We start from the raw sequence: 26,568 nt of genomic DNA, 5'->3' as shown, positions 1-26,568 counted from the left end.
TGAATACAATTCAATGGTTGCCAAATCGCTCGCAGCAATTGTTGGGTATAATACGCCAGAATAGCCGATAAACCAAAACTGCTGTCATGCAAGCGTAGTTAGGATTGATTGAGCCGAGGATAGCCTGATGCTTGATTTGTTTGCGATTATTCGTGATGCATTGCTGCACCCAACCCAGCTGTTGCTGAATCTCCATCGCCAGCGCTATCGCTATCGTCAACTAGGCTGGGCAATGGCGTTGTGGCTTGGCTTTTGGTTGGTAACGATTGGCGTTGGATTGCTGCTGATGCTTGACACTCCGCCGCTTCTTTTCGGCATCAGCCTGGTTTTGCCCCAACTTTTTTTGGTTGTGATTTGTGCCTTGGCGATCGTTATGGGAACCAGCAATGCGTTTCGTTATCGGGTTGCCGATGGGCTTTATTTGAGCGAGCCGGTTTTTTTGCAGCGTTCGTATTATGCTTTTTGGCCACTGCGCATGCAGCTTGCATGGGTTCCCGCATTTTTTGGCCTCTCGACCGTGATGTTGCAATTTTTGCAGACCAATGATCCCCGCTTGTTAATGCTCTTTTTGATCGTAACTGGCTGCGCACTGGGATCGTTATTTGTGACAACCCATATTGCCTTGCCCACGATGTTAACGACGCGGATTTGGCTTGGTTTGATGTTTCTATGGATGCAGTTTGGCTTAATCCCAATGATCGGTACATTGTGGTTTAGCTTGGCTTTTTTTGCATTTGGTTTATGGATTGGTATTGTGCGGCCTATAAGTTGGCTCTGGCAGTCGCTCGTCAGCATCGGAATTGGCTGTTTGGTACGGTTTTCAGGCCAGGCTTGGCGTTGGTGGCGCTATCATCCAGCGCTCTACGATGAATTAGCCCTATTGCCCTTGATTGGTTTAAGTTGGAGCTTACGCCAGCTCTATCAGCTTGATCCGGCTCGCGGGTTTAAGGCATTAATCGCGGTTTATCGCCTAGGCGCGCAACGCCCGGTTGTCCGCCGCACCATTCAGCAACTCTTGCACGATCAACGCTTTAGTGCCAGTGTATTTTGGCAACTTAGCTCCGACCAACACGGGATTCTGCTGCTCCACCAACTTAATCGGCGGGCACGCAGCGTACACCCATTAATCAACCACATGACCGCCTGTAGCCAGATTACAGAACCACAAGCATGGCCACTGGTGATTGCCAAAATGCAGCCTGCCCTAACAGCCTATGCCGCCAACCCTGCATTCCGCCAGCTCAGCGCTTGTCTGCAACTGGTTGCCACAATTCTTACCTGTAGCGAAGCCCAACCAGCCTATGCTGCACTTCAGCGCTATCCTGCTGAAGCGCAGAGCTTGCTTGAACAGGCGATCAGCGAGTTGCAAGTGAATGCTCTGCGTGCCCCTGACCAGCCGCACCTGCTCCCGCCAACTGGTGCGTTGTTGAGTGGCTGGCCACGCCATGCCCTGCTATCAACCATCGAACAGCTGAATTTTCTCCAGAAGCAAGCCAAGCAGCAAGGATAATCGATGCAGATTGAAGAATTCACCCTAACCTTCAAGCGACTGAGCGATCCAACGAGTCCGTTGCCCTATAACGTCATTACCAAACACTCATGGATTCCGGTTGTTGGCGGCTTATTCCAGGCAACATCGCAAAAGGCCTTTCGGGCCGATCAACTGCATGCGATTCAACAAGAATATAGCCAATATCTAGAACTGGCCCATAGTCTGCAAATCGATTCAGCAGTTCCTCTAAGCACACCCAGTAAGCACGACCTGTATGCATTTGGCAATCGGGTTGCCAGTTTATTGCCAGCGGCAACGCGGCGCAGTTTGGCCCAAGCAATTAATCGCACCCATCGAGTCAAGCATCAGCTGCGGATTGTCTTGAATTTTTATCCCGATGTTTTAGAACTGCTCGCCGTGCCGTGGGAATTAATCACCACAGCCTTGGATTTGGAGGATGCTGCGAGTGCAACGCTCAACCAGATTGATCAATTCGTTGAGCGCGATTTTTTGTTGCAGAACCCACAAATTAGCGTAGTCCGCCAGATTCAGGGGGTTGGCGTGCAAACGGATAGCACAATCGTGCAGCCTTTTCCGGTTGAGGCCATGCTTGCGCACCCGATTGGCGCTCCTCGCATTATCAATCACGCTGCAATTCGCGCGCTATTTGAACCTGAGCATTATTTTGACGAAGCTGGCAGCCTCGAAGGGTTACTTCAACGTATGCAAGCCCATCAGCCGCGGGTGGTACATCTTGTGGCGCATGGTGGGCCAGTTGAAATCGAAGCAGGGTTGACGCGTTATGATTTATTATTGACCCATCAAGCAGGCTTTGTGCGGCGCGTAGGGGCTGCCGATTTGGCTCCGATTCTCAGCAATAGTGCCGAGCTACGCTTGGTGGTATTGCATGCCTGTTATGCAGCAACCCAAGCTGCTTCAGCAACCGATGATGCTAGCTTAGAGCAGCAACGAGGCGTGGTTGAAGGTGTGGCGTTAGGCTTGATTCGGCGGGGAATTCCGTTTGTGGTGGCGTTTCAAGGTGAAATTCGCCAAGATGCTGCGGTTATTTTTAGCCAAGTGCTCTATCGCCAACTTGATCGTGGGGTTCCGCTCGAATTTGCAGTAACCCAAGCTCGTTTAGCGATTACAGCGCATATTCCTGCAGCGGTGGTCGATTGGAGCTTGCCGGTCATTTATCGGGGTGCGATTCTAAATGATGCCTACACCAACTATATGCGCTTGGGTGATCGCAGCCAACGCCTTATAGAGCGCCCGCAAGTGCTGCATTGGTTTCAAACCAGCTGGATTGGCGTAGCGGTGCTTGGATTAAGCATCGCGATCGTGATTCCGTTCTACTATCCAAATGCCAGTTTGGTGCAGATTGCGGAGAGTGCATCGACCACGATCAATACGCTTAGTTGGCTTGGACTGATCATTCCTACAATTTTGGCAATTTTTTATCGGCCTTATTTTCAGCCGAGCTATATGGAACCTGCAACCAGCCGATTTTTACGCATAACCAAATTTTTGGGCGCTTATTTTGGCTACGGGTTGAGTTATATTCTGCTGGTTGCAGCCTACAGCTTCAGCTTTATTATGTTTGGCCAATCGATCGGCGTAAAGCCCTATAACTATCTGCTGCTGCTGTTGCTTATAAGCTGCAATAGTCTTGGATGTGCTATTTTTATGCGCCGCTTTACCCGCAATCAATGGGCTTTAGGTACCTATGATTCGCCGCAAACTCAAACGCTCAACCACATCATTATTTTGTGTATGACGCTCGTGTTTCTGGTGCTCGTTCCGGTCTTGTTTAATTATGCACTCAAACATCTTCAGTGGATGCTAGCAGTGCCATCCTTGGCAATACTGATGTCACTGCTAAGTTTATTTATGGTTTTAAGCACGATGGAAGACGAGTAGCCATGCTTCGAGTAAAGCATGGCTACTCGGTTTAGAGTTCAGTGCAGGTTAATACAATACCTTGCATTAATTCTGTTGCAGGAATCGTTGTAAACTCAGCGTTGCCTTGCGCATTCGTGGTTTGGCTATAGCGCTGCTGGGTGGTTTGTACAGTGACCTGCCATTGTTTGGGTTGTGGTTCGCGTAAGGTTACCTTGAGTACTGGCGGGTCTTGGGTATCGATCAGCGCCACAACGAAAAATGGTTTGCCTGTAAATTCGGTTAATTGGCTATTGTACAGCGCAGTTGTCGCCATTGTTGGCAGCATCGGCTGCAGGCTGATTGTGGGCAGGTTTAGCTCAAGCTGGCGTTTGGCTGCTTGCCACAGTTTCAGCCACTTTTTCGAATCTTTGCGCTCGGCGGTTGGGACTGGCTTGGGGAAAAATGTGCGCTGCTTTTGCAATTCAACCGCTTGAGGCTGGTTGGCATATGCACGCAGCATTGCCACAACTTCTGCATATTCCTCGGCGCAATCGAGACAGAGATCAAGGTGTTCAAACAATTCGCTAAACCGAAGCTCGGTATCAATATCAACCTCATCAGCCTCTAACTGGGCTGCTTGAAGCAGCAGGTCATGATAGTTGGCGCATGGCTCAGGTTTGGCAGTTAAGCGATTATACAACTGCTGCATACGCGCATTTTGGTTCTGAGAATCTTGGTAGCTCATACTAACCTCATTGGGTATAGACAGGATTATCATACACGATCGAGCAAGCGCGCAAGCGCTATGATTCCACCAAGAGGTGCTCAAACAGCTGTCTAACGTGGGGATGCTCACGCAATTTTTTGAGTGCCCGACTTTTTAGCAACCGCACTTGTTCTGGTTTCAGCGCCAATGCGGCGGCAATCGCGCGCGGTGTCTCAGCGGAAAAGTAGCTGCGATAGATAATTTCAAACTCGAGCGGATTGGGCAAGCTTGCTTTGAGCACCTGTTGCAAGTCATTTTCGGCTATTGCTTGCTCAACCTGCTGGATCGACTGATCAGTATAGCTATTGCTGCCATCATAATCATCATTGAGACTCACGCTCTTTGGTTCTTTGGCTAAGGCCTTTGGTGCATTGCGCATACAGGCAAACGCATAGGCCAAAATGCGTTGCGGCTGAATCTCGCCCAGTTTGCGAATCACAATCATCACCGCATCGGCGGCAAACTCTTCTAATTCGTCAGCTGAATAGTTTGAGCGTCGTCCTGCTTGCATACACGCTCGTTGCAGATCGCGGGCTGCATCCTCCGCCTGATCTTGCATTCCAGCGTAGAGCATTTCGTTGTAATGCGCGATTAGTCGCCGCCTGATGATTGTTGGGTCATTAATTGATTCGCTCATGCACCATGTATTCATTTGTTCGATGATGGCGCTGGCGTGAGGGGTGTATTGCCAGTGATAATCGTTGACAAGCTGCTGCCAGATTTCTGCTATTTGAGCTGCAAGATTGCTAGGCATCGCTTCGACACTCCTTCAATTTCAACACGATACGACGCTTGGGTAGCTACTTGCTAGGAAAGAGGGCGTTTGAGCAAAAACGTAGCAAGCTTGCGCATCAATTTGGCCAGCAAAGCCATTATTGAACAATTGTCGTGATATTGCCTAACAATACCATATATTGAGATTTTGCAATAGAGCTGGCTCGTCGATTGTTATTGAGATTTTGCAATAGAGCTAGCTCGTCGATTGTTTAGGAATAACGCTGGAGTTGCTGCTCGACCCATGGCAACGAATCGAGCAAGGCCGTGCCAAGCCAGCGCTCGCTGGGCAGCAATGGCAAAATCGCTGTACTCAGCGTCCAGAGATCGTAGGTATGGCGACACCTACGCCATGCCACTTGAAGCGTCTGCATTCGCGCCGCCCATTGCTGCTGGTCACTATAGACGCGAATGATCTGTTCAACAACTACTGATCGTTCTTCTATGTATTCAAATTCATGGGAAAACGTATAGGCTTGATCAAGCTGATCGCTCTGAAGGCAATGGGCAATCAGTTGGTTTAATGCCTTATCTTTATGGTACGAAGGCCCAAGCCCTGCGATCAGGGCATAGGCGTGCGCAAAATCCCCTTGTTCTATGTAGACCAAAGCAAGCTTACAAGGCACATCCTTAAGATCAATCATCGCATCATTATTCAGATTATGTTCGCGTTGCAAAATCTGGGTAATGATCGTTTGGACGACTGCATGATCGCCAGCCACTACATAGGCCTTGGCAACCGTTGTCAGAGCATTTGCAGCATCCCATGGGTCAGGAATCGTGAGCGCAATCTGATACGCCTCTGCACGAAAGCGTGGCTGTTTTTGGTGTGCATAATGCGCGTAGCTCTTACTTAATACCATCAAGGCAAAGCTTTGATCACCGCGTTCGGCACAAATCTGGGCCACACCACAATGCTCTTCAAGCAACGCTTGAATTGCCGCATCATCAGCATAGGCAAGATAGGTTTTGGCCAGCGTTTCATAGGCAAGGCTGACCAAACGTGCCCGCGCCGAGCGCACAGCCTGTTTTGCAACGCTATGCGCAAGGTGAAGCCACTCGGCAAACGCCGTATGATTGGATTGTTGTGCATACACTGCCGCGATTTCGCAGAGTGCCATAACATGAGAATACAGATCTACCGTTTGAGGATCTGTTGTGCGCAATCTATCGAGCAACAAAGGCAAACTTGCATCACTGCCATACGTTAACTGATTAATTGCTAAATTTTTTAACATATTTAATCGACCAAGCACATGCGTATAGTCATCAAGTACAAACATCAGTTCAGCACACGTTTGGGAGGCAAGCTCGATCTGGCCCTGTTCGCGGGCAGCGATTGCAATGCTATGCAGCGAGAGTTTATATTGATCGCCTGCGGTTTGGTAGTGGGTCAGGATATAATAAGCTTGGTTGAGATCTTGAGCCTCAATATAATGGTCAATCACTCGCTCAATCAAGCGCTGATAGTGCTCTGGGTCGTGGATCGATTGGGCGATTGCAAGCGCTTCGGTCGCGTTCTGCTGAGCTTGGTAACTGTCAATCAAATCATTTGCTGCATACACCTGACGCTCCTGAGGAAGCTGGGTCAGCAACTGCCTGCCCTCAGCCATCAACAACTGGTTCAGGTCGGTTAATCCCAGCGACCATGCTGTGGTAGCCAACATCCCCAACAATTCAATCTGCTCAGCCTCATCTTCGCTGCCGCGTAACCGTGAATGGGCTGTATGCACATAGTGCACGGCTTGGGTTGCTAATTGGTCAGCATGGGCAATCAGCGCCAATTCTTTTAATGCATTAACCGCTATTTTCGTGGTACGAATAGCCTGGATTAACTGCTCAGCCCGCGCAAACTCGCCATAGTTCGCATAGCATTGGGCCATTTTGGCCAGCGCAGTAGCATAGTGAAACTCTTCTTCGCGGATAAAAACCACCTTCAGAAGCTGATCATAGAAGGATGGATAGCCATAGCGCCCAATTACTTGCGCAAATTCAACCCATTCGGGCAGCCCTTCTTGCCGGTGCAGCGAGAGCCGCGCAATCAAAGGGAAGACACGGGCCAACACTGCGCAGGCTTGATCATCAAATCCATAGCTTGCATAGAGTTCAGCAATACCTATTAACCCATAAATATCATCATCGTTGGGTGCAGTATCGATGGTCATGGTTAAGGTTGCTTCAAACGCTACAAATTGCTGGCGCTCTGCATACGCCCGCGCCACAATACAGGCAGCCTCATGCTGGCTGCCTGCGGAGAGCATTAACGAAAGCAGGGTTTGTGCGCTCTCAAAATCAGCTTGCTGGCAATACCATTCGATGAGTTTCGTATGGGCCGAATTACGATAACCATCTTTGTCAATCATTGACGCATACTTGGCGGCTGTTACGCTATCGCCATGCTTGAGGTAGAGGGTCGTGAACAAATATCGATAATCGTTTGTGCTCTCGGCTAAGCGCTGAGCACTGGCTTGATCTCGATGGGTTAAGTAGGTATCCATGATCGAATCAAGACCATCACCATACGCCCATTCGGATAGGTGTTGAAGGCCAGCTTCGGCCTCAACAAGCAGCGCCTGCGCTTGCGGATCGTTCCCCGCATGCCAATGCACATTCGCCAACAGACATTGAACTTTGATCAAATCACCTTCATCAGCTAGCGGGAGTACCTGCGTGAGCAAGCTATAGGCTTGCTCATGGTCGGCTGTGGCGATTAAGTGCTTGGCAATCAGGATCGCACTTTTAACCTGATATTTTGGCGCTTCAATCTGAGCCATAACCATGTGCGCTTGGGAAATATCACCATGCTCAAGCCGATTCTGCAAGAGACTATACCGCCATGAATCACGAAAATGCTCAAGTGTCAGCATAATCGAGTAGCCAAGCGAAAACAGCTCCTGTTCGATATAGGCCATCGCAACACTGCCAAGTGCCTTATCGCGCTCGTCGGCATCGCGCAGGCTACGTGCCACCTGCTCCATGCGCTGAATGATGGGCAAACGTCGCTCAGGAGCAGCATAGGTTAAGATACTTTGCCATAAACGGACTTGGCGTGAGGGATCAGAGCAAATTTCAATCTGGGCGAGAGCTTCGGCGATGAACCCACTAGCCGCGACAATCGCAAACATATCATCGTGCCATTGATCGGCATGGGCGGTGAGGCTAGTACGCAGTAGGCTATAGCGCCAGAGCCGAGGCAAGGATGCCAGCTGATCGTCAACAGCTTGATGCTGGTGGGCAACAATCACACTTTCGCGTGCCCGATCCAAATCGAGGCCATAGAGTCTGGTGCTTGGGTCGAAACGCACTTTCTGCGCACCATAATCACCAGTATCTACCAGCTGCCAAAGCGCAGCCCATTGCTCGGCCAGCGCTAAGTGGGTCATCATATGGTGACGTGCATACCAGCGGCGGGCTTGCTCCGCAGGTGTAGGGCTATCTTGCCAAATCGTATCAAGCTCAACACCACACCATGTTGCAAACCGCTGATGCCACGCCCGCAGTTCTGCGCTACTGAATTCAGCTTGCACGAGATACTCATGAAACAACAAATGGCGTAGCGCCAAGCGTTGATCCACCGCAGCAGTTACCCAATCGTTCATGAGATCAAGCGCTTCGATAACCAAATCGGCTGGTTGTTCAATGAGGATGGCAATCGCTGAGGGTAGCAACGGCTCTTGCGTCACCACCAACACAGCCAGCAGTGGGCGAATCACGCTCGACCATTGAGTCGGGGATTGATGTTCAATCCGCTTCAAGCTTAGGCGAAAAAGGTTGCTTGGTTCACGACCGACCTGCGCAATCAACGAGCGCAATTCGGCTTGGTCGCATTGAATGATTAAACTTGCAGCAAGTTCGACCATTAAAGCGTTGCCCGCCAGTGCGTTGGCAAGCTGCTGCAACGCTGCTATTTCAACTGAGGGCTGTACCTGCTGCCAGCGCGTAATTACATCATCAGTGCTCAGCGCTGGAACAGCATAGTTCACTCCATGCTCAAGTCCCAAGCGATCAATCCGCTCATCAGGGCGTGAACCAAGCACGATCACAATTCCAGGCGGCAACTGCAACGGCAGAAAGCTAATATCGCGCGTTCCATCAACCTCAGGCTGAAGTTGATCCAAGCCATCAAGATAGATCGTTTCGCTGATGCCACGCGTGGAGAGTTCGTGGACTATTTGGCCAAATTCTAAGCGCAACGCCGAATAATTATCAGCAGGAAAATAGCGCTGTTCCAAGTGATGTTTGAGCATGAGCTGGGCAACGACGCTTCGCAGCAAATCCAACTGATAGTTGCGCCCAGGGGTCAGGGCAATAAAGTGATGGGGAGTTTGGGCCAGCCCAGCGCTCACAATGAGTTGGGCAATGAGGCTGCTTTTGCCTACACCAGCGCCACCCGTGACTAACACATAGCCGCCACGTGGTCTGGTTTGCTCAATCAAGGCCTGAATAGCTGCTTGTTCGGTCGTGCGTCCAACAAAGCCATTTAGGCGTAGCTGCAATAAACGTTCGCTCTCAGCATGCTTGGCAGCTGCCAGTAAAATGTCATGCTCAGTGGGTTGCAGATTCATCGCCATGCTCCTCAATCAACCAATCAGGCCTGAGCATAGCATACTCATCAAATAGCCACAAGCAACCAAAGTCTGAGGCGAGCGTTGCCAGTTTAATGAGCTATTGGGCAAGGGTGCTGTATGCTATAGTGCATCAAGCAACCCAAAACGTGGCTTGCAACTCATTGATTGAGCAGAGATTGAGGTTACCATGCAGCGTATTAGCACTGAACTATATCAAACCCGCTACACACGCGAGCCACATCTGATGCTGCTGGTCGACGGCCAGCCGCTCGATCAGGTTCTCGCTCTGTACTGCTAAGCCCCAACGTAATGCCGACCTCGCGACTTGATCCAATTAAATGGATGGATACCGCTCCAACTTGAGCTCACAGTGTACTAGTTCATCACGTTAACCAGAGTATTCCCTCTGAATCCCTCACCAGTTCGATGGAGAACCAACCAGTCCGTGCTCCCCTCGCCCGCGTTCAGTGGGAGAGGGGCTGGGGGTGAGGGCATAACCATTGACCACCGAAAGGAAATAATTATGTCAAAAAAATATCTGCGTTGGCTGAGCCTTAGCTGCTTGCTCGTGAGCCTGAGTGCTTGCCAACCTCACGAGCAAGCACTTCCCGCAACGCCCTCGCTCGTAACCGTACTTCCAGCAGCGCTATTTCTGCAACTGCAACCAAACTTGCAATGGCCAGAGCCAGCAGCGCTTACGAGTGGCGTGCTAAAAGTTCAGGATGGCTGCATGCGCCTCGTTTCGCCCCACAATCCCCAAGGCTATGCGGTAATTTGGAAAGCAAGCATAGCCTTTGACGGCAGCAACATCAGCGATCTGCAAACGAAGGTTCAAATCCAGCTTGGTACGGCAGTAACCCTCGGCGGCGGCAGCGTGGGTGCTGATTATTTTGCTCATGTGCAGCCGCATAATCCCCCATGTCCGCCGCCGTATTGGTTTGCCACCCACATTCCAGCTAGTAACTAATATGCTGTATAGCAATCAATTAAACTAGCTGCTTAGCAAAGCACCTCAATCACAAAGCCGCCAGGCGCAGTGAAATAGAACGTCCACGAGCCGTGGGCCTTGTGTGGTGCTTCAACCTCGAAACCATCATCGCGCAGGCGTTGGTTGATCTCGTTGACGCGCTCCTCGCTTGGCTGAATAAAGCCGATGTGGAACGAGCCAGGATAGCGAACTTCGCTTTCCTTGGCCAGTTTCATATGCGTCAGCGAAAGCACCATTCCCGACTCGTCAGCCAGAAAGCCCATATTCTTGTTGGTGCCAAGGTCTTGGAGGCCAAAATAGGTTTGGAGAAACTGGTGAGCCGTCGTTACGTCATCAACCGTCAGATTCAGATGATTGAGTTTCATCAGCGTTTGTCTCCTCATAGATTTCCAGGGTTTGGCGCAACTGGTGCAACGTATCAAACGTCTCGTTTAAGTTGGCGAGGTCTTGGTTTGCCACCACAGCACTAGCCCATTGGGCTTGGCGTTGAGCCACATAGTCCAGCGCTGCCCGACCTTTGGGTGTAAGCTCCATCAGCCGCGAACGGCGATGATGCGGGTTATCCGCATAGACAATAAAGCCGTCTTTGAATAAGCCCTCGGCGGTTTGGCGCACAGTTTGCCGCGTCAGCCCCATTGTTCGGGCCACATGCGCCACTGAAATTGGGCCATGTTCGACCACTCCAAGCACCTGCCAGCGTGCGCTGCTCAAGCCAACCGGCCCAGTCAACCGATCGCCAACTGCCAATAATACCCCGTTCAAGCGAAATAGCTCAAGAATGAGGTTGGTAAAAACTTCAGCTTGTTGATTCAAATCTGCCATAATGACAATATTTTACCATTACGACAGTTTACTGTCAATATAAATATCATGCTCAAGCTGCAAATTTGGTATACTCAGCTGGCTATCCAGCACATGAGTCAGTAAATTGATGGGGAAGGAAATGCTATGTACAACGTACCGCAAAATGTTGAAAAACCAAGCTGGCTGCTCTATCTCCTTGATGTGCTAACGCCCGTGGTGGTAATTCTCAGCCTCATCATCTGGGTATTGATCGAAGATCGACGCTGGTATGGGATCAATTCAAAAGCCCTTATGGGGGCAGAGTTGAGGTACTATCAACAATGGCATTATGTAAAATATTGTGAATTAGGTTTAACGATTTGCTTAGCTGGTTATTCATTCGCCAAACGGCGCAGTTTGTGGCTACGCGAACGGCTCTACTGGCTCTTGCCGATTCCGCTACTTTGGCTCTATTGGATGCTGCTGCGCTAAAAGTGTCGCAACTTGAAGCAAAAACCAAATTGAAGTATTTGTTGATCATTGTTCGATTTTTGACCAAACATCGCGAAAAGCCATCATTTGGCCTTTAATGGCTGCCATATGTAAGATTTTGCCTCTTTAATTGCGCTGTTTGGCTGATTTACTTCACTGAACAGTGTTCGATTACTGACTATCTATCGGAAAGATTAACAACCAGCGCCAACTGAGCTTGTTGACGCTGGTACGTTATTTATTTGGTTGTAGCTTGAATATGCTCAAGCGCTGGGGCCAGATCAACATCGCCAGGCTTGCGATTGGCAGTAATCAAGCGAATTGCTTGATCATAAAAGAAGTAATTGTAGGCCCAGTTGATTAAGACGACCACGCGATTGCGAAAGCCAACCAAGCTCATCAGGTGAATGAACAGCCAGACGACCCAAGCAGGAAAGCCCCAAAACTGAAGCCCAAAAATATAGGCCACCGCTGCATTGCGCCCAATCGTCGCCATCGAGCCACGATCACGATAGACAAAGTTGCTGGTTGCGCGACCTTCGCTGTGTTGCAGAATGTTTTTTGCCGCCGTCACCGCTTGTTGAATCGCCACCGGCGCAACTTGGGGCAAGGGTTTGCCTGCCTGCTCGATATAGGCTAAATCGCCAACAATATAGACCGCTGGATCATTGGCGAGGCTCAGGTCGGGCTGCACTTGCACCCGATTGCCGCGCGCCAAAGCCAATTCAAGGCTGTGGGCCAACGTAACGCCTTGCACCCCAGCCGCCCAAATTAGGGTGTGGGTAGGAATCACCTCGCCACCTTTAAGTTGCACCTGATCGGCACTAGCGCCCTCAACTGCCGTATTTAAGCGTACATCGACACCCATTTGCTCCAAGCGGCGCAAGGTTTTGTGCTGCAAGCGTTTTGGAAACATGCCCAGCACTTTATCGGTGGCTTCGAGCAAAATCACCTGGACTTGGCGATTTTCGAGTTGGGGGAAATCGCGTACCAAAACATGCTTAACCAATTCGCGAATCGCGCCAGCCAATTCGACTCCGGTCGGGCCGCCACCAACCACCACGAAAGTGTGTAAAGCTTGGCGCACCTTGGGGTCGGCTTCGTAGGCAGCGCGTTCGAAGGTGCTTAATAAATGGTTGCGCAACTGCTCAGCATCGTTTAAGTTTTTCAGGCCAAAGCTATATTGCTCAAGCTCGCGATTGCCAAAAAAGTTGGTTTGGCCGCCAGCAGCGACAATTAAATAATCATAGCTAAAGCTGCCCATGGTTGTTTGTACCTGTTTGGCACTGCGGTCAATGTGCTCGACGCGGGCCATCAAAAAGCGCACACCCGGCCAATTGTGCATAATGCCACGCACGGGGTAGGCAATTTGCTCTGGCTCCAAGCCAGCAGTTGCCACTTGATAAAGCAGCGGTTGAAAACAATGATAATTTTGTTGATCGATTAATAATACATCGAGGTTTTTGCCCGCTAAGGTTTTGGCAGCCCGCAGGCCAGCAAACCCAGCCCCAATAATAATCACTTTTTGCATTTTGGGCCTCCTGTTGTTACCGCACGTTATCGATTCTACACCTTTGTGAAGTAAATAACAATAGGTAATTTGTACGATTTTTCACATAATTTGAGCACAATATCGGCTCGTGTGCATTGAACAAGGCATTTTTTACGCCAAGGAGCGCTATACTGAGGCTACTACGCTGAGATAAATGAAGAAGGGAGCAAGAATGCGCTGGTATTACCTTGGAATACTGCTGTTTGGGTTAGTTAGTGGCTGTGCTTCGGAGCGCGATCGGGTTGCGCCAATTGTCATTCCTAATGTCCATGTCGGTGTCTGCGCGCTTTCGCCATCCCACCGCTATGTGATTGCCCATATCTATGAACCCAATGACGATGGCTATAAACGTGGCTATGACAGTCAGATTATCGATCTGACCACCACCAAGGCGATCACGATTCCGCTTTCCATCACGGATCGTGGTGTCCTTCCAGGAGTGCGTTGGTATCCCGATGATGTTATCTTGGTAGATCAACGCTGGTTGTATGACATCCGCATGGCATCGTCACCGATACCACTACCTTGACACATCCACTCCCACCAACCACCTATAATTTTGATGTGCCGCTCTGGAATCCCTCACCCAATGGACGGTACGTTGCCAATGGCTCACAGATTTGGGAACGCGATCCGGTGACTGGCGGTCTAGGCGGAATGGTGATTGATCTGCCATCCGGGTACTATACAACGGGCTGTTTGAACGCATGGAGTCCCGATAGTCGCAGCTATTATTTTGCGGATTGGGAAATAGTAGGGCCGCGCCAATCAGCGCCAGGGCCAATTCGCAAAATTACGCTACCTTAATAAAATAAGCAACCGCTACAAAGGCAGAGACACCACTCATCGACTAGCTTGTGGTATCCTCTTAACGAAAAAATCGCTGCGCCGCCCATTGTACGCTGATACATGTCCAGAACCTTGGTCATTTCCATGAGAACGGCAATCCTGTTATCAACGTCTTTTCGAGGAAGGCTCTACTGGAGAATGCCGCATGGTTGCTGATTTGTTGTCGCGCACTATTCGGACACTGCCTGATCTGCTGCGAGCTAGCGCAGAAACCACCCCTGACCAAGTAATTATTCATCGCACCGCAGCTGACCACGAACAGGCGATTAGCTATCGCGAACTGTATATAACAGCGCAAGAAGTTGCTGCGGAGCTTGAGCGCAATGGGCTGGTTGCAGGCCAAGTGCTGTTAATTGCGCTCGAAGCAAGTGCCGATTTTCTGGCTGGTTTTTGGGGTGCAATCCTCGCTGGCTTAATTCCCGCCCCGCTGGCCGCCGAACCAGAGCGCATTCTGGCAATCTGGCAGACGCTTGAGCAACCAGCGCTGCTTGCCAGCGCCGCCGTTGGTGAGGCATTAGCTGCTCAAGCCTCGATGTTGCAACACGAACAGCACACGCTTGCTGGGCCATGGTCAACTGCAACAGTTCAATTGTTGCGCTCACGCTCATCGAGTTCAACGCCAGCAGCAGTAGGCGATCTCGCCTATCTGCAATTTTCCTCGGGCAGCACTGGCGAGCCACGAGGCATCGAGTTGACCCACGCTGGACTACTAGCAAATTTGCGTCAAATGGGCAGTGCATGTGCAATCAACGCCGACGATTGTGTCGTCAGTTGGATGCCCTATTATCACGATATGGGCCTGATTGCCGCTCACTTGTTGCCGCTGGCTGCTGGCATTAAACAGGTCAAACTTGATGAATTTTATTTTGCTCGCCGCCCAGCCAGCTGGCTAGAACAGACCCATCGCCATCGAGCCACGTTGTTGACGGCAGCTCCGTTTGCCTTAGATTTAGTGACGCGACGAGTTAAACCAGACCAGCTGACTGGGCTTGATTTGAGCTGTGTACGCTTGTTGATTGTTGGCGCAGAGCCAATTGTGGCCGAGCGTTGTCGGGCGTTTCTTCGCCATGTGGCTGCGACAGGTTTTTCGGCACAAGCTCTGTTGCCAGTGTATGGGTTGGCTGAAGCTAGTGTTGGGGTTACGCTATCGCCGCTCGGTAAAGGGATGCAGACCCACCTTGTTGATCGCCAGATTCTGATTCACGAAGAGCGGGTAAGGATAATCACTGAACAGCCCAATTCAAACGATCAAACACGCTATTTAGAGCTGGTTGATGTTGGCGTGCCGATTCCTGATTGCCATGTGCGGATCGTCGATGCTGCTGATCAGCCGCTTGCTGCTGATCATGTTGGCCATATTCAGGTTGCAGGGCCGCAGTTGATGCGCGGTTATTATCGCAGCAACGATCCAGCGGCAGCATTTTGTGCTGGTTGGCTGCGCACTGGCGACCTTGGTTTTCTGCACAACGGACGCTTGGTTATCACTGGGCGCGCCAAGGAAATTGTGATTGTTAATGGTCACAAGCACCATGCCCCCGACCTCGAAGCCCTTGCAACCAGCATCAAAGGGCTGAATCCAAAACGCATCGCCGTCTGTGGTGTTGATGGGCTGGGCAATCGCCAAGAGCGCGTCATCGTTTTTTTGGCGCTGAATGCTTGGCAATCAGCCTTGCCAGCGATTAATCAACTGATTCGTGTCATGCGTCGCACCACCGGCACAACCGCAATTGAGATTGTGCCGCTACGCGCCAGTCAGTTTCCGCGCACAACCAGCGGCAAAATCAGGCGCACAGAGTTGCGCCAACGCTATGAAGCAGGCGAGTTTAGCAGCCTAATTGCTGCCGTCCAAACGGCGTTGGCCGAACACAACCAGCCAGCATCCAGCATGGCTCCGGCCAGCATCGAACAAACCATCATCACGCTGTGCGGCCAGATTATCGGCATTGATCCAAGTCAGATTGGGTTACACGATTCAGTGTTTGATTTAGGCGCTACTTCATTGCAATTGATGGATCTGTTGGCGGCGCTTGGTGAGCAGTTTAATGTCGAGCCTGATGTTGCGGCGCTGCGCCAACAGCCAACCCCTGCTGGCCTTACTGCTTGGCTGCAAGAACAAACCAAAATTATGTCAAATCAGAATACGACACAGGAGCCAATCCAGCGTGAGCGTAGCACCACACCTGAGCCAATTGCCATTATTGGCATGGCATGTCGGCTGCCTGATGCGGCAACGCCTGAAGAATTTTGGGCCAATCTGGTGGCTGGAGTCGATAGCGTCGGGCAACTGCCCCGCCAACGGCTCGATGGCCTCGCCAGCCCTGCGCCGCAAGGCCATGCCTGGGGCAGCCAACTGGATGCGGTGAGCTATTTTGATGCCAGCTTTTTTAAGCTTAGCCCTGCTGAAGCTGCTGCGATGGACCCGCAACAGCGCATCCTGTTGGAATTGGCTTACCACGCCTTAGAGCACGCTGGCTATGCCGCCCAGCGGCGGGAAAATCGGCGGGTTGGCGTATTTATCGGGGTTGGCGAGGCCTCGTATCAAGAGCTGTTGCTGCCACTCGTCGCCAATAGCGAACAATTACACCCATCGGCGGCAACTGGCAATATGCGCAACCTGATTGCCGGACGAATTGCCCATTGTCTTGATTTGAACGGCCCAGCCATAGCGATTGATACCGCCTGCTCATCGACGTTGGTTGCACTGCATATGGCGCGCACCAGCCTCTTAGTTGGTGATTGCGATCTGGCGATTGTTGGCGGGATAAACCTTAATCTGACTGAAACCCCATTTCAGCTGCTAGAGCGGGCTGGCGCACTCTCGCCAAGCGGGCGTTGTCGGGCCTTCGATGATGCAGCCGATGGCATTGTGCTTGGTGAAGGGGCTGGGGTTTTGATTATTGAACGGCTCAGCAAGGCTCAACATTATGGTGATAGCGTGCTGGCACTCATTCGCGGCTCGGCAATTAATAATGATGGCCGCTCGCTCAGCCCAATGGCTCCCAATCCGTTACGTCAGGCAGAAGCCCTGCGTCAAGCCTACGCTGAGGCCCAGATCGATCCAGCGAGTGTCTCGTATATCGAGGCTCATGGCACGGGCACCGCAATTGGCGACCCAACCGAGGCACGCTCATTGGCCCAAATCTTTCCCCCTGCGAGTAATGCAGCGCCACGTTTAATTGGTTCGGTCAAAACCAATGTCGGCCATTTGCTCAACGCTGCAGGTATTCCTGCGCTGATCAAAGTGATTTTGATGCTGCAGCAGCGCCAAATTCCGCCAAGCCTGCACTATTCAAAACCCAATCATCGTTTCGAACTGGAGCCTGCTGGCATGGCGATTAACACGACCCTGCAAGCATGGCAGGGGCCGCACCCACTGCGCGCTGGAGTCAATAGCTTTGGCTTTGGCGGTACGAATGCGCATATCATTCTTGAGGAGCCGCCACCGATACCAGTCGCTGAAAGCACTGAGGCTGCGCTCCAGCTCATTCCCATTTCAGCGCGCAACGAACAAGCATTACGCGAACTTGCTGCTGGGTTGGCTGAACAGATTCGATTTGATCACTCGTTATGTGTAGCAGACTTGTATTTCAGTTTCGCAGAGCGCGAAGTGTTTGCCCAGCGGGCAGCCATCATCAGCGCTGATCTGGCAGCGGTGGCCACAAGCTTGGAGAATTATGCTGCTGGCACTACTGAACAAAACCTGCTAGTTGGGCCACTCGTCACCAAACGGCGCAAAGTAGCGCTGCTGTTTGCCGGCCAAGGCGCGCAATATCCGCAACAAGGAGCGTTGCTCTACCAGCGGGAAGCAGTGTTTAAGGCCACCTTCGATGCAGCCTCGGAGCAACTTGGCCTGATCAAAGGTCGAACCCTGCTTGAATGGTGTTTTGCAGCAGATGTTGAAAGTGCAGAGTTAGCTGATACCGAAGTTACCCAACCGCTGCTGGTGGCCTTTGAAGTTGCCTTAGCGCGGCTGGTACTGAGTTGGGGACTCAAGCCCGATGCAGTTGTGGGCCATAGTGTTGGCGAGCTGGCGGCAGCATGCATTGCAGGCGTGCTGAGTTTTGAGGCAGTTTTGGAGCTGGCGCGAGCGCGCGGGCAACTCATGGCAAGCTTGGCAGAGCCGGGCATGATGGCGGCAGTGTTTGCACCCGAAGCGTTGGTTGCGGTGCTGGTGGCCCAACAAATAGATCCACTAAATATTGCTGCCTACAACACCCCAAATCAAGTGGTTATCTCAGGTACGAGCAGCGCAGTCAAACGGGTGCTAGAACAGTTAGCGCGTGATGGCGTTCATGCAGTGATCGTTAATCACAATCTGGCCTATCACTCGTCCTTGACGCAACCCGCTGTCCAAGCCATTGCCGAGGTCGCGAGTGCGCTTGAGCCAGCTAATCCGGCTATTCCATTATTGAGCACCGTCAGCGTGGAATGGATGCGCGGCCCTGCTAAACTCGACGCTGATTACTGGGCTGCCCAAGTGGTTGAGCCAGTGCGTTTTGCGCCTGCGCTCGAACGGCTGATTGCTGAAGGCTTCGATAGCTTTATTGAGATTGGCCCGGGCAGCACCTTGGCGGCTTTTGCGCGCCAAATGCTGGCAGGTCGCGCGCCTAGCTGGAATGTTGAGGCCTTGTTACGGCGTGGCGAGGATGATCATGCCACAATTCGCAACGCAATCGGGCGTTTGTGGGTCCATGGCGTTGATTTCGATTTGCCAGCACTGGCAATCGGAGCTGGTCGCCGAGTGCGCTTGCCGAATTATCCCTTTGCCCGGGAGCAGCATTGGTTGCCAACCGCCCAACGGCTGCTGCCCAAAGAGCAAGCGCTTGAACTACAGCCAGCAGCCAACCAAGCAACCCATTTGCACGGCCAGCAGATCAGTACAGTCAGTTTGCAAGCAACTCCAAACGGCTATCGCTTGCAACTCAAGGCCGCCGATGGCCAGATATTGCTCGACCTAAGCGATTTGCGCAACGCTGAAGCCCCGCAACCAAAGTTTGCGCCAGCCTTATTGCAACAGCTAGTTTGGCAACCGACTGCACTTCCAGCCACAGCTGAACAGCCAATCGAACGCTGGATTCTCATCGCCAATCCGGATCATGAGCTGGCTAAGCAGCTGGCGGCAATGCTCAACGCCAATAATCAAACCTGCGTGCTGACCAGTAGCGAATCGCTGGCAACGCAGCTGGCAACATTCAACATGCAGCGCTATGGCCTGATTGTGTTGACAGATTGGGAGGCAACATCCGATCAGCCATCGACTGCCGGCGTATTAGGCCTCTTAGCACTCAGCAAATTGCTGTTGGCCCAGCCCAAAACAGCTCAGCCAGCTGGTTTGTGGGTTGTTACTGCCGGAGCTTACCCAATTGAGCAGCAAGAGCAACTTGCCCCAGAACAAGCATTAATTGCAGGTTTGGCGGCGGCCTTGCCCGATCAGCACCTTAGAATTCCATGCGTGGCGCTTGATCTGGCGCTGAATGCTGAGGCTGCGGCGCAACTCCAGGCGCTTGCCCATGAGTTAAAAGCTCAACCAAGCAATGGCGTGCTGGCATGGCGTGGCGGCCAGCGCCTAAATCGTCAATTAGCAGCCTTGCCAGCGATCACAACCAGCAGCAAACCCACCGAAACGCCAGGCCGCGTAATTGTGATCGTTGGTGGTGCAGGCGGCGTTGGCGCACAGCTGGCGCGCCATTTAGCCAGCAACAACCAACCAAGATTAATCCTGCTTGGCCGCTCGGCGCTTGATCAAAAACACAAAACCTTGCTTGCGGAGCTTGAAGCCTTGGGCGCAAGCGCGCACTATCGCCAAGTTGATATTTGCAATTCCCACGAGGTCGAGCAGCTTATCGCTGAGCTGGCAACAACCGAAACCGGAATTTTTGGCGTAATCCAAGCAGCTGGCATTGTCGATGTTGCTTCGCTGCACACCAAAAGCGCTGAGCAATTTTCGGCGGTGCTTGAGCCAAAAGTTAACGGCACATGGCTCTTGGCGCGGGCACTTGAGCGGCATCAGCAAAAACCAGCCTTCTTTCTTAATTGCTCGTCGATTGCGGTGGTTGTGCCGGGCCTTGGTGGGGGCATTCCCGATTATGTGGCGGCCAACGCCTTTCTCGATGCATTTGCGGTCAGCGAGCGCCAGGCAGGTCGGGCCATGACGGCCCTGAATTGGGGTGCATGGGATGGCATCGGCTTAGCGGCAACCCCAATGTTGGTCGAGCATCTGCGCCAACGAGGCTTGTCACCGCTGCAACCCAGCCAAGCGCTGCACGCCTTCGAGCAGGTGCTGTATGCAGATCAGAGCCAGATTGTGATTGTGGCTCCTGCTGAAACCAACCCGCAGCCCCAAGCAACCATTCAACCACAGCGCCAACAATCATCGGTGGCAAGCATCAATTCAAGCGAGCTTAGCCAGCAAATTCAGGCCTTGGTTGCCAAAGCCCTCAAATTGCCAGCAAAGCAGATTGCTGCTGATGCCTCGTTTCTGGCGCTGGGCCTTGATTCGCTGCAAGCTATCGATTTGGTTAAGCAGCTTGAGCAAGCCACCGGCATGGTTTTGCCCTTGACGTTGTTCTTTGAATTTCAGACGATTCGCGAGCTTTCGGCGCATTTGAGTACGCTGATCGACGCTGAACAGCCTGCAATCCAAACTATTGATACTGCTGCGCAGACCATTCCGCAAATCAGCAATGAAGCAACATTTCCGCTTGCCCCAGCCCAAATTGCCTTTTACGTTGGCCATCAGCTCTATCCAGAAAGCCCAGCTTTTACGTTGATTCGCCAGCAAATTGCGGGCTGGCTCGATCCTACGCTTTTGCAGGCTGCGTTCAGCTATTTGGTGGCGCGGCATCCCATGCTGCGGGCCAAATTCGAGCCTGTAGATAAGGCCCAAACTGAACCACGTCAACGCATCATCGATCCAAATCTGCTGCCACCTAGCCTGTGGTTTGAGCAGCGCGAGGCTCCAGCTGATCGGGCAGCATTCGAACAACGCTTGGCGCATTATCAATTTGATCTGCTTAACCCGCCGCTGTTTCGGGTTGTGTTATGCAGTGATGGAGCCAAGCGTTGGCATTTGTATGTGCTGTTGCACCATAGTATTGCTGATGGCTGGAGCACCAGCATTCTGCTTGATGAGCTGTGGCAGGTCTATACCAAGCTGGATCAAAAGCAGCCAATTGCGCTGCCAGCACTCACTGCGAGCTTTGAACAATACGTCATCCAAACGCTGCGAACCGCCACCAGCCCACAAGCAAGCGCCGATCGTGCGTGGTGGCAAGCATTGTTGCATCAGCATAGCGCCGCCCTCGCCTGGTCGCTGCCAAATGATGCACCTGCGGGGAACGCAAGCGACCACCAGATTGGCAGCATCTATCGCCAATTGGATGCAACAACGAGCATGCAACTGCGCCAACATGCAGCCAGCATCGATGTTTCGCTCTTTCACCTATTGTTGGCAATCTATGCCCGCCAATTGGCTGCTTGGAGCCAAACCAATGCCATCGCGATCAATGTGGCTGAGCATGGGCGAGCCATTCGCCTAAGCGGAATCGAGCAGATCGTTGGCTGTTGCGCCGATCATTTGCCCTTGCCCTTGGAGCTTGCAGCCAACCAGCAGATCGACGATCTTGCGATCGTCATTCGCGATCAATGGGCGCAAATTCAACAGCATGCCACAGTTTCTGCGCTCGATTTAGCACGCTTGGCGGGAGTTCGGGAGCAGACAGGGCCGCGTGCGCCAGGTGCTGCCTCATTCAGTCTGGCCCGCTTTCCTGCAAGTTTGCCCAGCGATTGCCCAATTGCCATCGAAGCCCTGACGGCCAGCACGGCCACCGCAGCAACCAAGCTCTCGTTGCTTATTTCTGAAGTCAATGGCCAGCTACAAACCACGTGGATGTATGCAACCGCAGCATTTCAAACCCAAACCATCGAACAGCTTGCCGATAGTTATCAACAGGAACTTGCGGCGCTTGGGCAACCAACCACAATCCAGCAAGCATTCCAGCCTGCTGCACTAGAATTGCTGCCGCAGATTGAGCCAAGCTTGCTGACTCCAGCCCGCATTCTTGCCCAATGCTTGCGCCAGCCGGAGCAAATCGCGGTCAAGGCCGAGGGCGCAACCCTGACCTACGCCCAACTAGCAAGCAGCGCGATTCACGTTGCGCGCTGGCTGTTGGCCCATGGTGCGCGACCAAATCAGCCAGTTGCTTTGCTAACTCAGCCGACAATCGCCAGTGTTGTTGGGATTGTGGGCGCACTCTGGGCTGGCGTGCCATGGCTGGGCTTGAATACGAGCTACCCATTACGTCAACTTGAAACGCAGCTTGATCAAGCAGCAGGGCAACTGTTGCTCTACCACCAGCAAACTGCCGAGCTAGCCCACAAACTGCAAGCCAGCGCAGCAAACCAACTTGCGTTGCTTGATCTCGATCAGCTGCTACAAGCGCCGCTTGAGCCAGCTTTAACGCCCGAAATCGCCAGCTCCAAACCAGACGATCTAGCATATGTTATGTTTACTTCTGGCTCAACGGGAGCGCCAAAAGGCGTGCCAATTAGCCAGCGTTCACTTGCCAATTATCTCGCTTGGCTGGTAGAACGCTTTGATTATGGCCCCAACGATCGCCTACTCCAGACCGCTGCCTTGAGTTTTGACGCTGCAATTAGCCAAATGCTTGGCCCGCTCACTGCTGGCGGCAGCGTGATTATGCTTGCGCCGCAGATCGTGCGTGACCCAATTGCTTTACTCGAAGCGCTTGAGCGTGAGCGGCCAACGATCTGGCGTTCGGTGCCAGCGCTGTGGGAAAGCCTGATTACGACGCTTGAGCGCAGAATCGCCGAGGGCCAAGCGCCTCCGGCTTTGGCCGAGCTACGCTTAATTGGCGTAGGCGGCGAAGCGTTGCCCGCCAGCTATGTGCGCCGCTGGATGAATATGTATGGCCAACGCCAGCAGATTGTGAATCATTATGGGCCAACCGAGGCCACGATCAACGCAACGGCCTATCTGGTTGAACAACGGCCTAGCGTGGCGAGCACACAGATTCCAATTGGCAAACCGATCAGCGGAGCCATCACACGGGTGCTTGATCAGCAAGGCAACCTCTGCCCAGCCTTGACCACTGGCGAGTTATATATCGGTGGAATTGGGCTGGCGACAGGCTACCTTGGGCGGCCCGATCTCACGGCATGCCAATTTGTGCCCGATCCATTGGATTCAGGCGTGCGCTTGTATCGCACTGGCGATTTGGTGCGCGAGCTTGCGGATGGCAATCTGGTGTTTATTGGTCGCGCCGATGAGCAAATTAAGTTGCGTGGCTACCGTATTGAGCCAGCTGAAATTGAAGCAGCGCTACATGAGCATCCTGCGATTGCCAAGGCCGCCGTTTGTCTCACAACTGACGCTGAGCAACCGGCCCTCGTCGCCTATGTGGAGACCAAGGCAAGCTTGCCAAGCGAGGTTGAGTTGCGGCGCTGGTTGGCAAAACGCTTGCCGCCGCAGATGATTCCGCAGCGTTTTGTTGGATTAGCGACCTTGCCAACCACCAGTTCAGGCAAGATCGATCGTGGCAAATTGCGCCAATTGCCAATTCCTGTGCCAAGCAGCGTGGAGCATGGCGCACTGCCACAAACACCAAGCGAGCTGCTGGTTGCCGAAATTTGGCAAACAGTGCTGAAACTGCCAAGCGTCAATCGCGATGCTGATTTCTTTGAATTGGGCGGCGATTCGCTGCTGCTACTGCAAGTATTGACTCGTTTGGAAGGCCGCGTGCCAGTGCTGCCACGGGCGGCCACGTTGTATCAACACAGCACGCTCGCCAGATTTGCCCAAGCTTTAGATGCAGCCCAGAGCAATCAGCAGCCCCAGCAACCTGTGCCTTCTGCGCAGGCTGAGCATGAACATTTTGCGCTTACTCCAGCCCAAATTGGCTTTCTGCTGACCGAAGCGCTCGATCCTGCGGCACCAACGACGTGGTGCGCACGGCTAGCAATCAATGGCCCGCTCGATCGCAGCCTGCTTCAGCAAGCCTTAAACATGCTCGTACAGCGCCACCCGATGTTGCGAACCCGAATGTTGGTCGCGCAACGTCCACCGCGCCAACAAGTCGAGGCCTACGCTGAACCAATCCAAATCAGCTTCAACGACTTAATGCCAGCGTTGGCGGCTGGGGGGAATGCAACTCAGCTGATTGAGCATTATTGGCACGCAGAACAGACAGAACGCTTTGAACTTGATCAATTGCCACTGCTGCGAATGCAGGTGCTGCAACTCGCTCCAACGCGCCATATCTGGCTGATCGCAGCCCATCATATTATTGGCGATGGTTGGAGCGCATGGATTTTTGGCCAAGAATTGCTCCAAATGTATGATGCACTTGTGGCTGGCAAAACCCCAAATCTGCCAGCGTTACGCTCAAGCTTTCGCGATTATGTCAATCTCATTCAACAATCAAGTAATGTTGCGGCAGCTACCTATTGGCGCGCCATATTTCGCCAAGCCTATCAGCGGCCACTGCTACAAACAAGCAATGTAGCTCAAGCAAGCGCACCATTGATTGAGAGCCATATACTGCCAGCAGCAACCCTCGGCCAACTGCGTCAAGTGGCAGCAGCAGCGGGAGTAACGCCATATCTGGTGCTGTTGAGCGTGTTTATTCACCAACTGCGCCAATTAACTGGCGTTGACGACCTTGTGATCGGCACTGCCCATGCTGGCCGCGACCAAGCCCTGCCCGATATTGAGCGAATATTTGGCTGTTTTGCGACTGCGCTGCCAATTCGTTTCAGCCATAGCCAGCCTGCTGAGTCGGCACAGGCTTTATTGATCCCAGTTGCGCAGGCCTTCCGCAACGCCTATCAGCATGCGCTGGCCCCAAGCGAGATCGCGCGCCTCATTGGCACGAACAACAGCAATGCAGCCATCACCGCGACCGGCGCACAATTCTTCTTCACCTTTCTCGATTTTGATGCGCTAGGAACCCTCAGCAGTGAAACCCTAACGCTCGATTGGGGCAATTCGCAAACCGAAATTCAACCGCCGCTCGGTGCAACTGAGCTGCTGTTTGCCGCCCGCGCTGCCAATGGCGAGTTGCGGCTGAACCTACAAGCAGCCCCAAGTAAGTTGGATGTCGCAACGCTCCAGCATGTGTTGGCTGGCATGCTCGCCGATATTCAGCTGCTAATTGCCCAACCAAGCCACAGTGCCAGCAGCATGATTCAATTTGCTAATCTCCAGCGCAATGTGCAAACTGCACCCTTAGATGCAGCGTTAATCGGCTATTTGCCGCCGAGCAGCAGTATTGCCGCGCTCCTCGGCCTCAAAGGCGCTGAATCAACAATTCGCGCCCAACTGCGCAAGTTGCTATTTGCCGATGGTCAGCCGCGTTGGGTTGAACTGCTTGAAACTCCAATCGGTGCTTCGGCCATGCTTTGTTTACCTTGGTTTGCCGAGGATCTACGGCCAGAGTATGCCGCCAATCTCGAAAGCACGATTGCAGCTGGCATGCTGCTCGCTCAAACGCGGGGCGCGCGCTGCGTCTCGCTGGCTGGGATGTTGCCAGCATTGACGGGCTATGGCTTTGGGGTGTTGCGAGTGCTCGAAGGCGACCAACAAGCACGGCCAGCATTAACCACTGGCCACGCGACAACCGTGGTTGCAGTGAGCCAAACCCTAGAAGCTGCGCTCAAGGCAAGCGGACGAGAGCTAGCAGACAGCAACTTGGCCATGCTTGGGCTTGGTTCAATTGGCCAATCAGTGTTGCAGGTGATCTTACGCAGCTTGCCGCATCCACGCTCGTTGGTGCTCTGCGATACCGCAGCCAATCAGCAGCGGCTGGTCGATTTGGCGGCGCAGATTCGGCAAACAACCGGCTATACAGGCTCGATTGAGATTGTGGCCGCCGCGAGCGATGTGCCCGAGGTCGTGTATCAAGCCCAAATCATTGTTGCTGCCACCAGCACGGCGGGGATTATCGAGGTTGAGCGCTTGCACGCAGGCACGATTCTGGTCGACGATTCGTTTCCACCATGCCTTGACCCCAAGCGAGCGATTGAGCGCATGCAAACCCGTGGCGATGTGTTAATTGTTGGTGGTGGGCAACTGGCCTGTGGGCCAAGCCAACGTACGATCGATCTGCCGCTTAGTGACCAAACCGTGCGCGAGCGAATTTTGGCCGAGATTGTGCCTGATGCCGCCGCAAGTTGTCAACTCGAAGCCTTGTTATGGGCAGCCGATCCGACGCTGCCATTGACGAGGGGTTTGGTTGAGGTTGACGCAGCGCTGCGCTATCGCGACGCAGTGATTAAGGCTGGGTTTGGCCCAGCACCCTTGCATTTACAAGGCTTCTTGCCCAACCCGCAGCTGCTTGCGGAGCGCGAAATTGCCCAAACCAGCGACCAGCAGTAACCAAAAATATCAGCCAGATTAAAAAGAAC

13 protein-coding genes are annotated in these 26,568 nt (G+C 52.7%); 7 read left to right on the top strand and 6 right to left on the bottom strand.

The genetic code is table 11. The features are described 5' to 3' along the window. Positions 1 to 127 precede the first annotated feature (127 nt). Positions 128 to 1,510, top strand: coding sequence for a hypothetical protein (locus ACFMKP_RS09230; RefSeq protein ID WP_382291166.1), 1,383 nt, complete (start codon positions 128 to 130; stop codon positions 1,508 to 1,510). A 3-nt stretch (positions 1,511 to 1,513) separates the two neighbouring features. After that, a complete protein-coding gene (locus ACFMKP_RS09225; RefSeq protein WP_382291164.1) occupies positions 1,514 to 3,412 on the top strand; it encodes a CHAT domain-containing protein in 1,899 nt (632 codons plus the stop codon). Between the two features lie 31 nt (positions 3,413 to 3,443). Here the strand turns inward: ACFMKP_RS09225 and ACFMKP_RS09220 are convergent, their stop codons facing one another. The 3 genes from ACFMKP_RS09220 to ACFMKP_RS09210 form a co-directional block, all read right to left on the bottom strand. After that, complete coding sequence (locus tag ACFMKP_RS09220; RefSeq protein WP_382291162.1) at positions 3,444 to 4,118, bottom strand: hypothetical protein; 675 nt, start codon at positions 4,116 to 4,118, stop codon at positions 3,444 to 3,446. 58 nt (positions 4,119 to 4,176) lie between these two features. Then, positions 4,177 to 4,893 carry a sigma-70 family RNA polymerase sigma factor gene (locus ACFMKP_RS09215; protein WP_382291160.1) on the bottom strand — a complete coding sequence of 239 codons (717 nt, stop codon included), beginning with the start codon at positions 4,891 to 4,893 and terminating at the stop codon, positions 4,177 to 4,179. A gap of 232 nt (positions 4,894 to 5,125) precedes the next feature. Continuing rightward, positions 5,126 to 9,478, bottom strand: a complete 4,353-nt coding sequence (locus ACFMKP_RS09210; RefSeq protein ID WP_382291158.1) for an AAA family ATPase — start codon at positions 9,476 to 9,478, stop codon at positions 5,126 to 5,128. Positions 9,479 to 10,004: 526 nt separating this feature from the next. Between ACFMKP_RS09210 and ACFMKP_RS09205 the strand changes: the two genes are divergently transcribed. After that, a complete protein-coding gene (locus ACFMKP_RS09205) occupies positions 10,005 to 10,448 on the top strand; it encodes a hypothetical protein (protein WP_382291156.1) in 444 nt (147 codons plus the stop codon). 32 nt (positions 10,449 to 10,480) lie between these two features. Here ACFMKP_RS09205 and ACFMKP_RS09200 read toward each other — a convergent pair whose 3' ends face one another. Next, the gene (locus ACFMKP_RS09200) at positions 10,481 to 10,834 is read right to left on the bottom strand and encodes a VOC family protein (RefSeq protein ID WP_382291154.1); all 354 of its coding nucleotides are present in this window, start codon (positions 10,832 to 10,834) and stop codon (positions 10,481 to 10,483) included. Continuing rightward, positions 10,803 to 11,291, bottom strand: a complete 489-nt coding sequence (locus ACFMKP_RS09195; protein ID WP_382291152.1) for a MarR family winged helix-turn-helix transcriptional regulator — start codon at positions 11,289 to 11,291, stop codon at positions 10,803 to 10,805. The genes ACFMKP_RS09200 and ACFMKP_RS09195 overlap by 32 nt, the downstream gene beginning before the upstream one ends. 126 nt (positions 11,292 to 11,417) lie before the next feature. On the opposite strand from ACFMKP_RS09195, the gene ACFMKP_RS09190 reads away from it, so the two are divergent. Then, the gene (locus tag ACFMKP_RS09190) at positions 11,418 to 11,744 is read left to right on the top strand and encodes a hypothetical protein (protein ID WP_382291150.1); all 327 of its coding nucleotides are present in this window, start codon (positions 11,418 to 11,420) and stop codon (positions 11,742 to 11,744) included. A 238-nt stretch (positions 11,745 to 11,982) separates the two neighbouring features. Here ACFMKP_RS09190 and ACFMKP_RS09185 read toward each other — a convergent pair whose 3' ends face one another. After that, positions 11,983 to 13,275, bottom strand: a complete 1,293-nt coding sequence (locus ACFMKP_RS09185) for an NAD(P)/FAD-dependent oxidoreductase (RefSeq protein ID WP_382291148.1) — start codon at positions 13,273 to 13,275, stop codon at positions 11,983 to 11,985. A 193-nt stretch (positions 13,276 to 13,468) separates the two neighbouring features. Between ACFMKP_RS09185 and ACFMKP_RS09180 the strand changes: the two genes are divergently transcribed. The 3 genes from ACFMKP_RS09180 to ACFMKP_RS09170 all read left to right on the top strand — a co-directional run bounded on the left by ACFMKP_RS09180 (position 13,469) and on the right by ACFMKP_RS09170 (position 26,539). Next, positions 13,469 to 13,825 (top strand): hypothetical protein, encoded by a 357-nt coding sequence (locus ACFMKP_RS09180; RefSeq protein ID WP_382291146.1) that lies wholly within the window; start codon positions 13,469 to 13,471, stop codon positions 13,823 to 13,825. After that, entirely contained in the window at positions 13,822 to 14,103 is a 282-nt protein-coding gene (locus ACFMKP_RS09175) for a hypothetical protein (RefSeq protein ID WP_382291145.1), read from the top strand. Before ACFMKP_RS09180 ends, ACFMKP_RS09175 begins: the two co-directional genes overlap by 4 nt. Positions 14,104 to 14,290: 187 nt before the next feature. Next, positions 14,291 to 26,539 carry an amino acid adenylation domain-containing protein gene (locus tag ACFMKP_RS09170; protein WP_382291143.1) on the top strand — a complete coding sequence of 4,083 codons (12,249 nt, stop codon included), beginning with the start codon at positions 14,291 to 14,293 and terminating at the stop codon, positions 26,537 to 26,539. Positions 26,540 to 26,568: the final 29 nt, after the last annotated feature.

It is taken from the genome of Herpetosiphon sp. NSE202, assembly GCF_042688385.1.
Lineage (GTDB): Bacteria > Chloroflexota > Chloroflexia > Chloroflexales > Herpetosiphonaceae > Herpetosiphon.
Note: the sequence above shows the minus strand (reverse complement) of the source record. Positions and strands in the feature narration are given on the sequence as shown.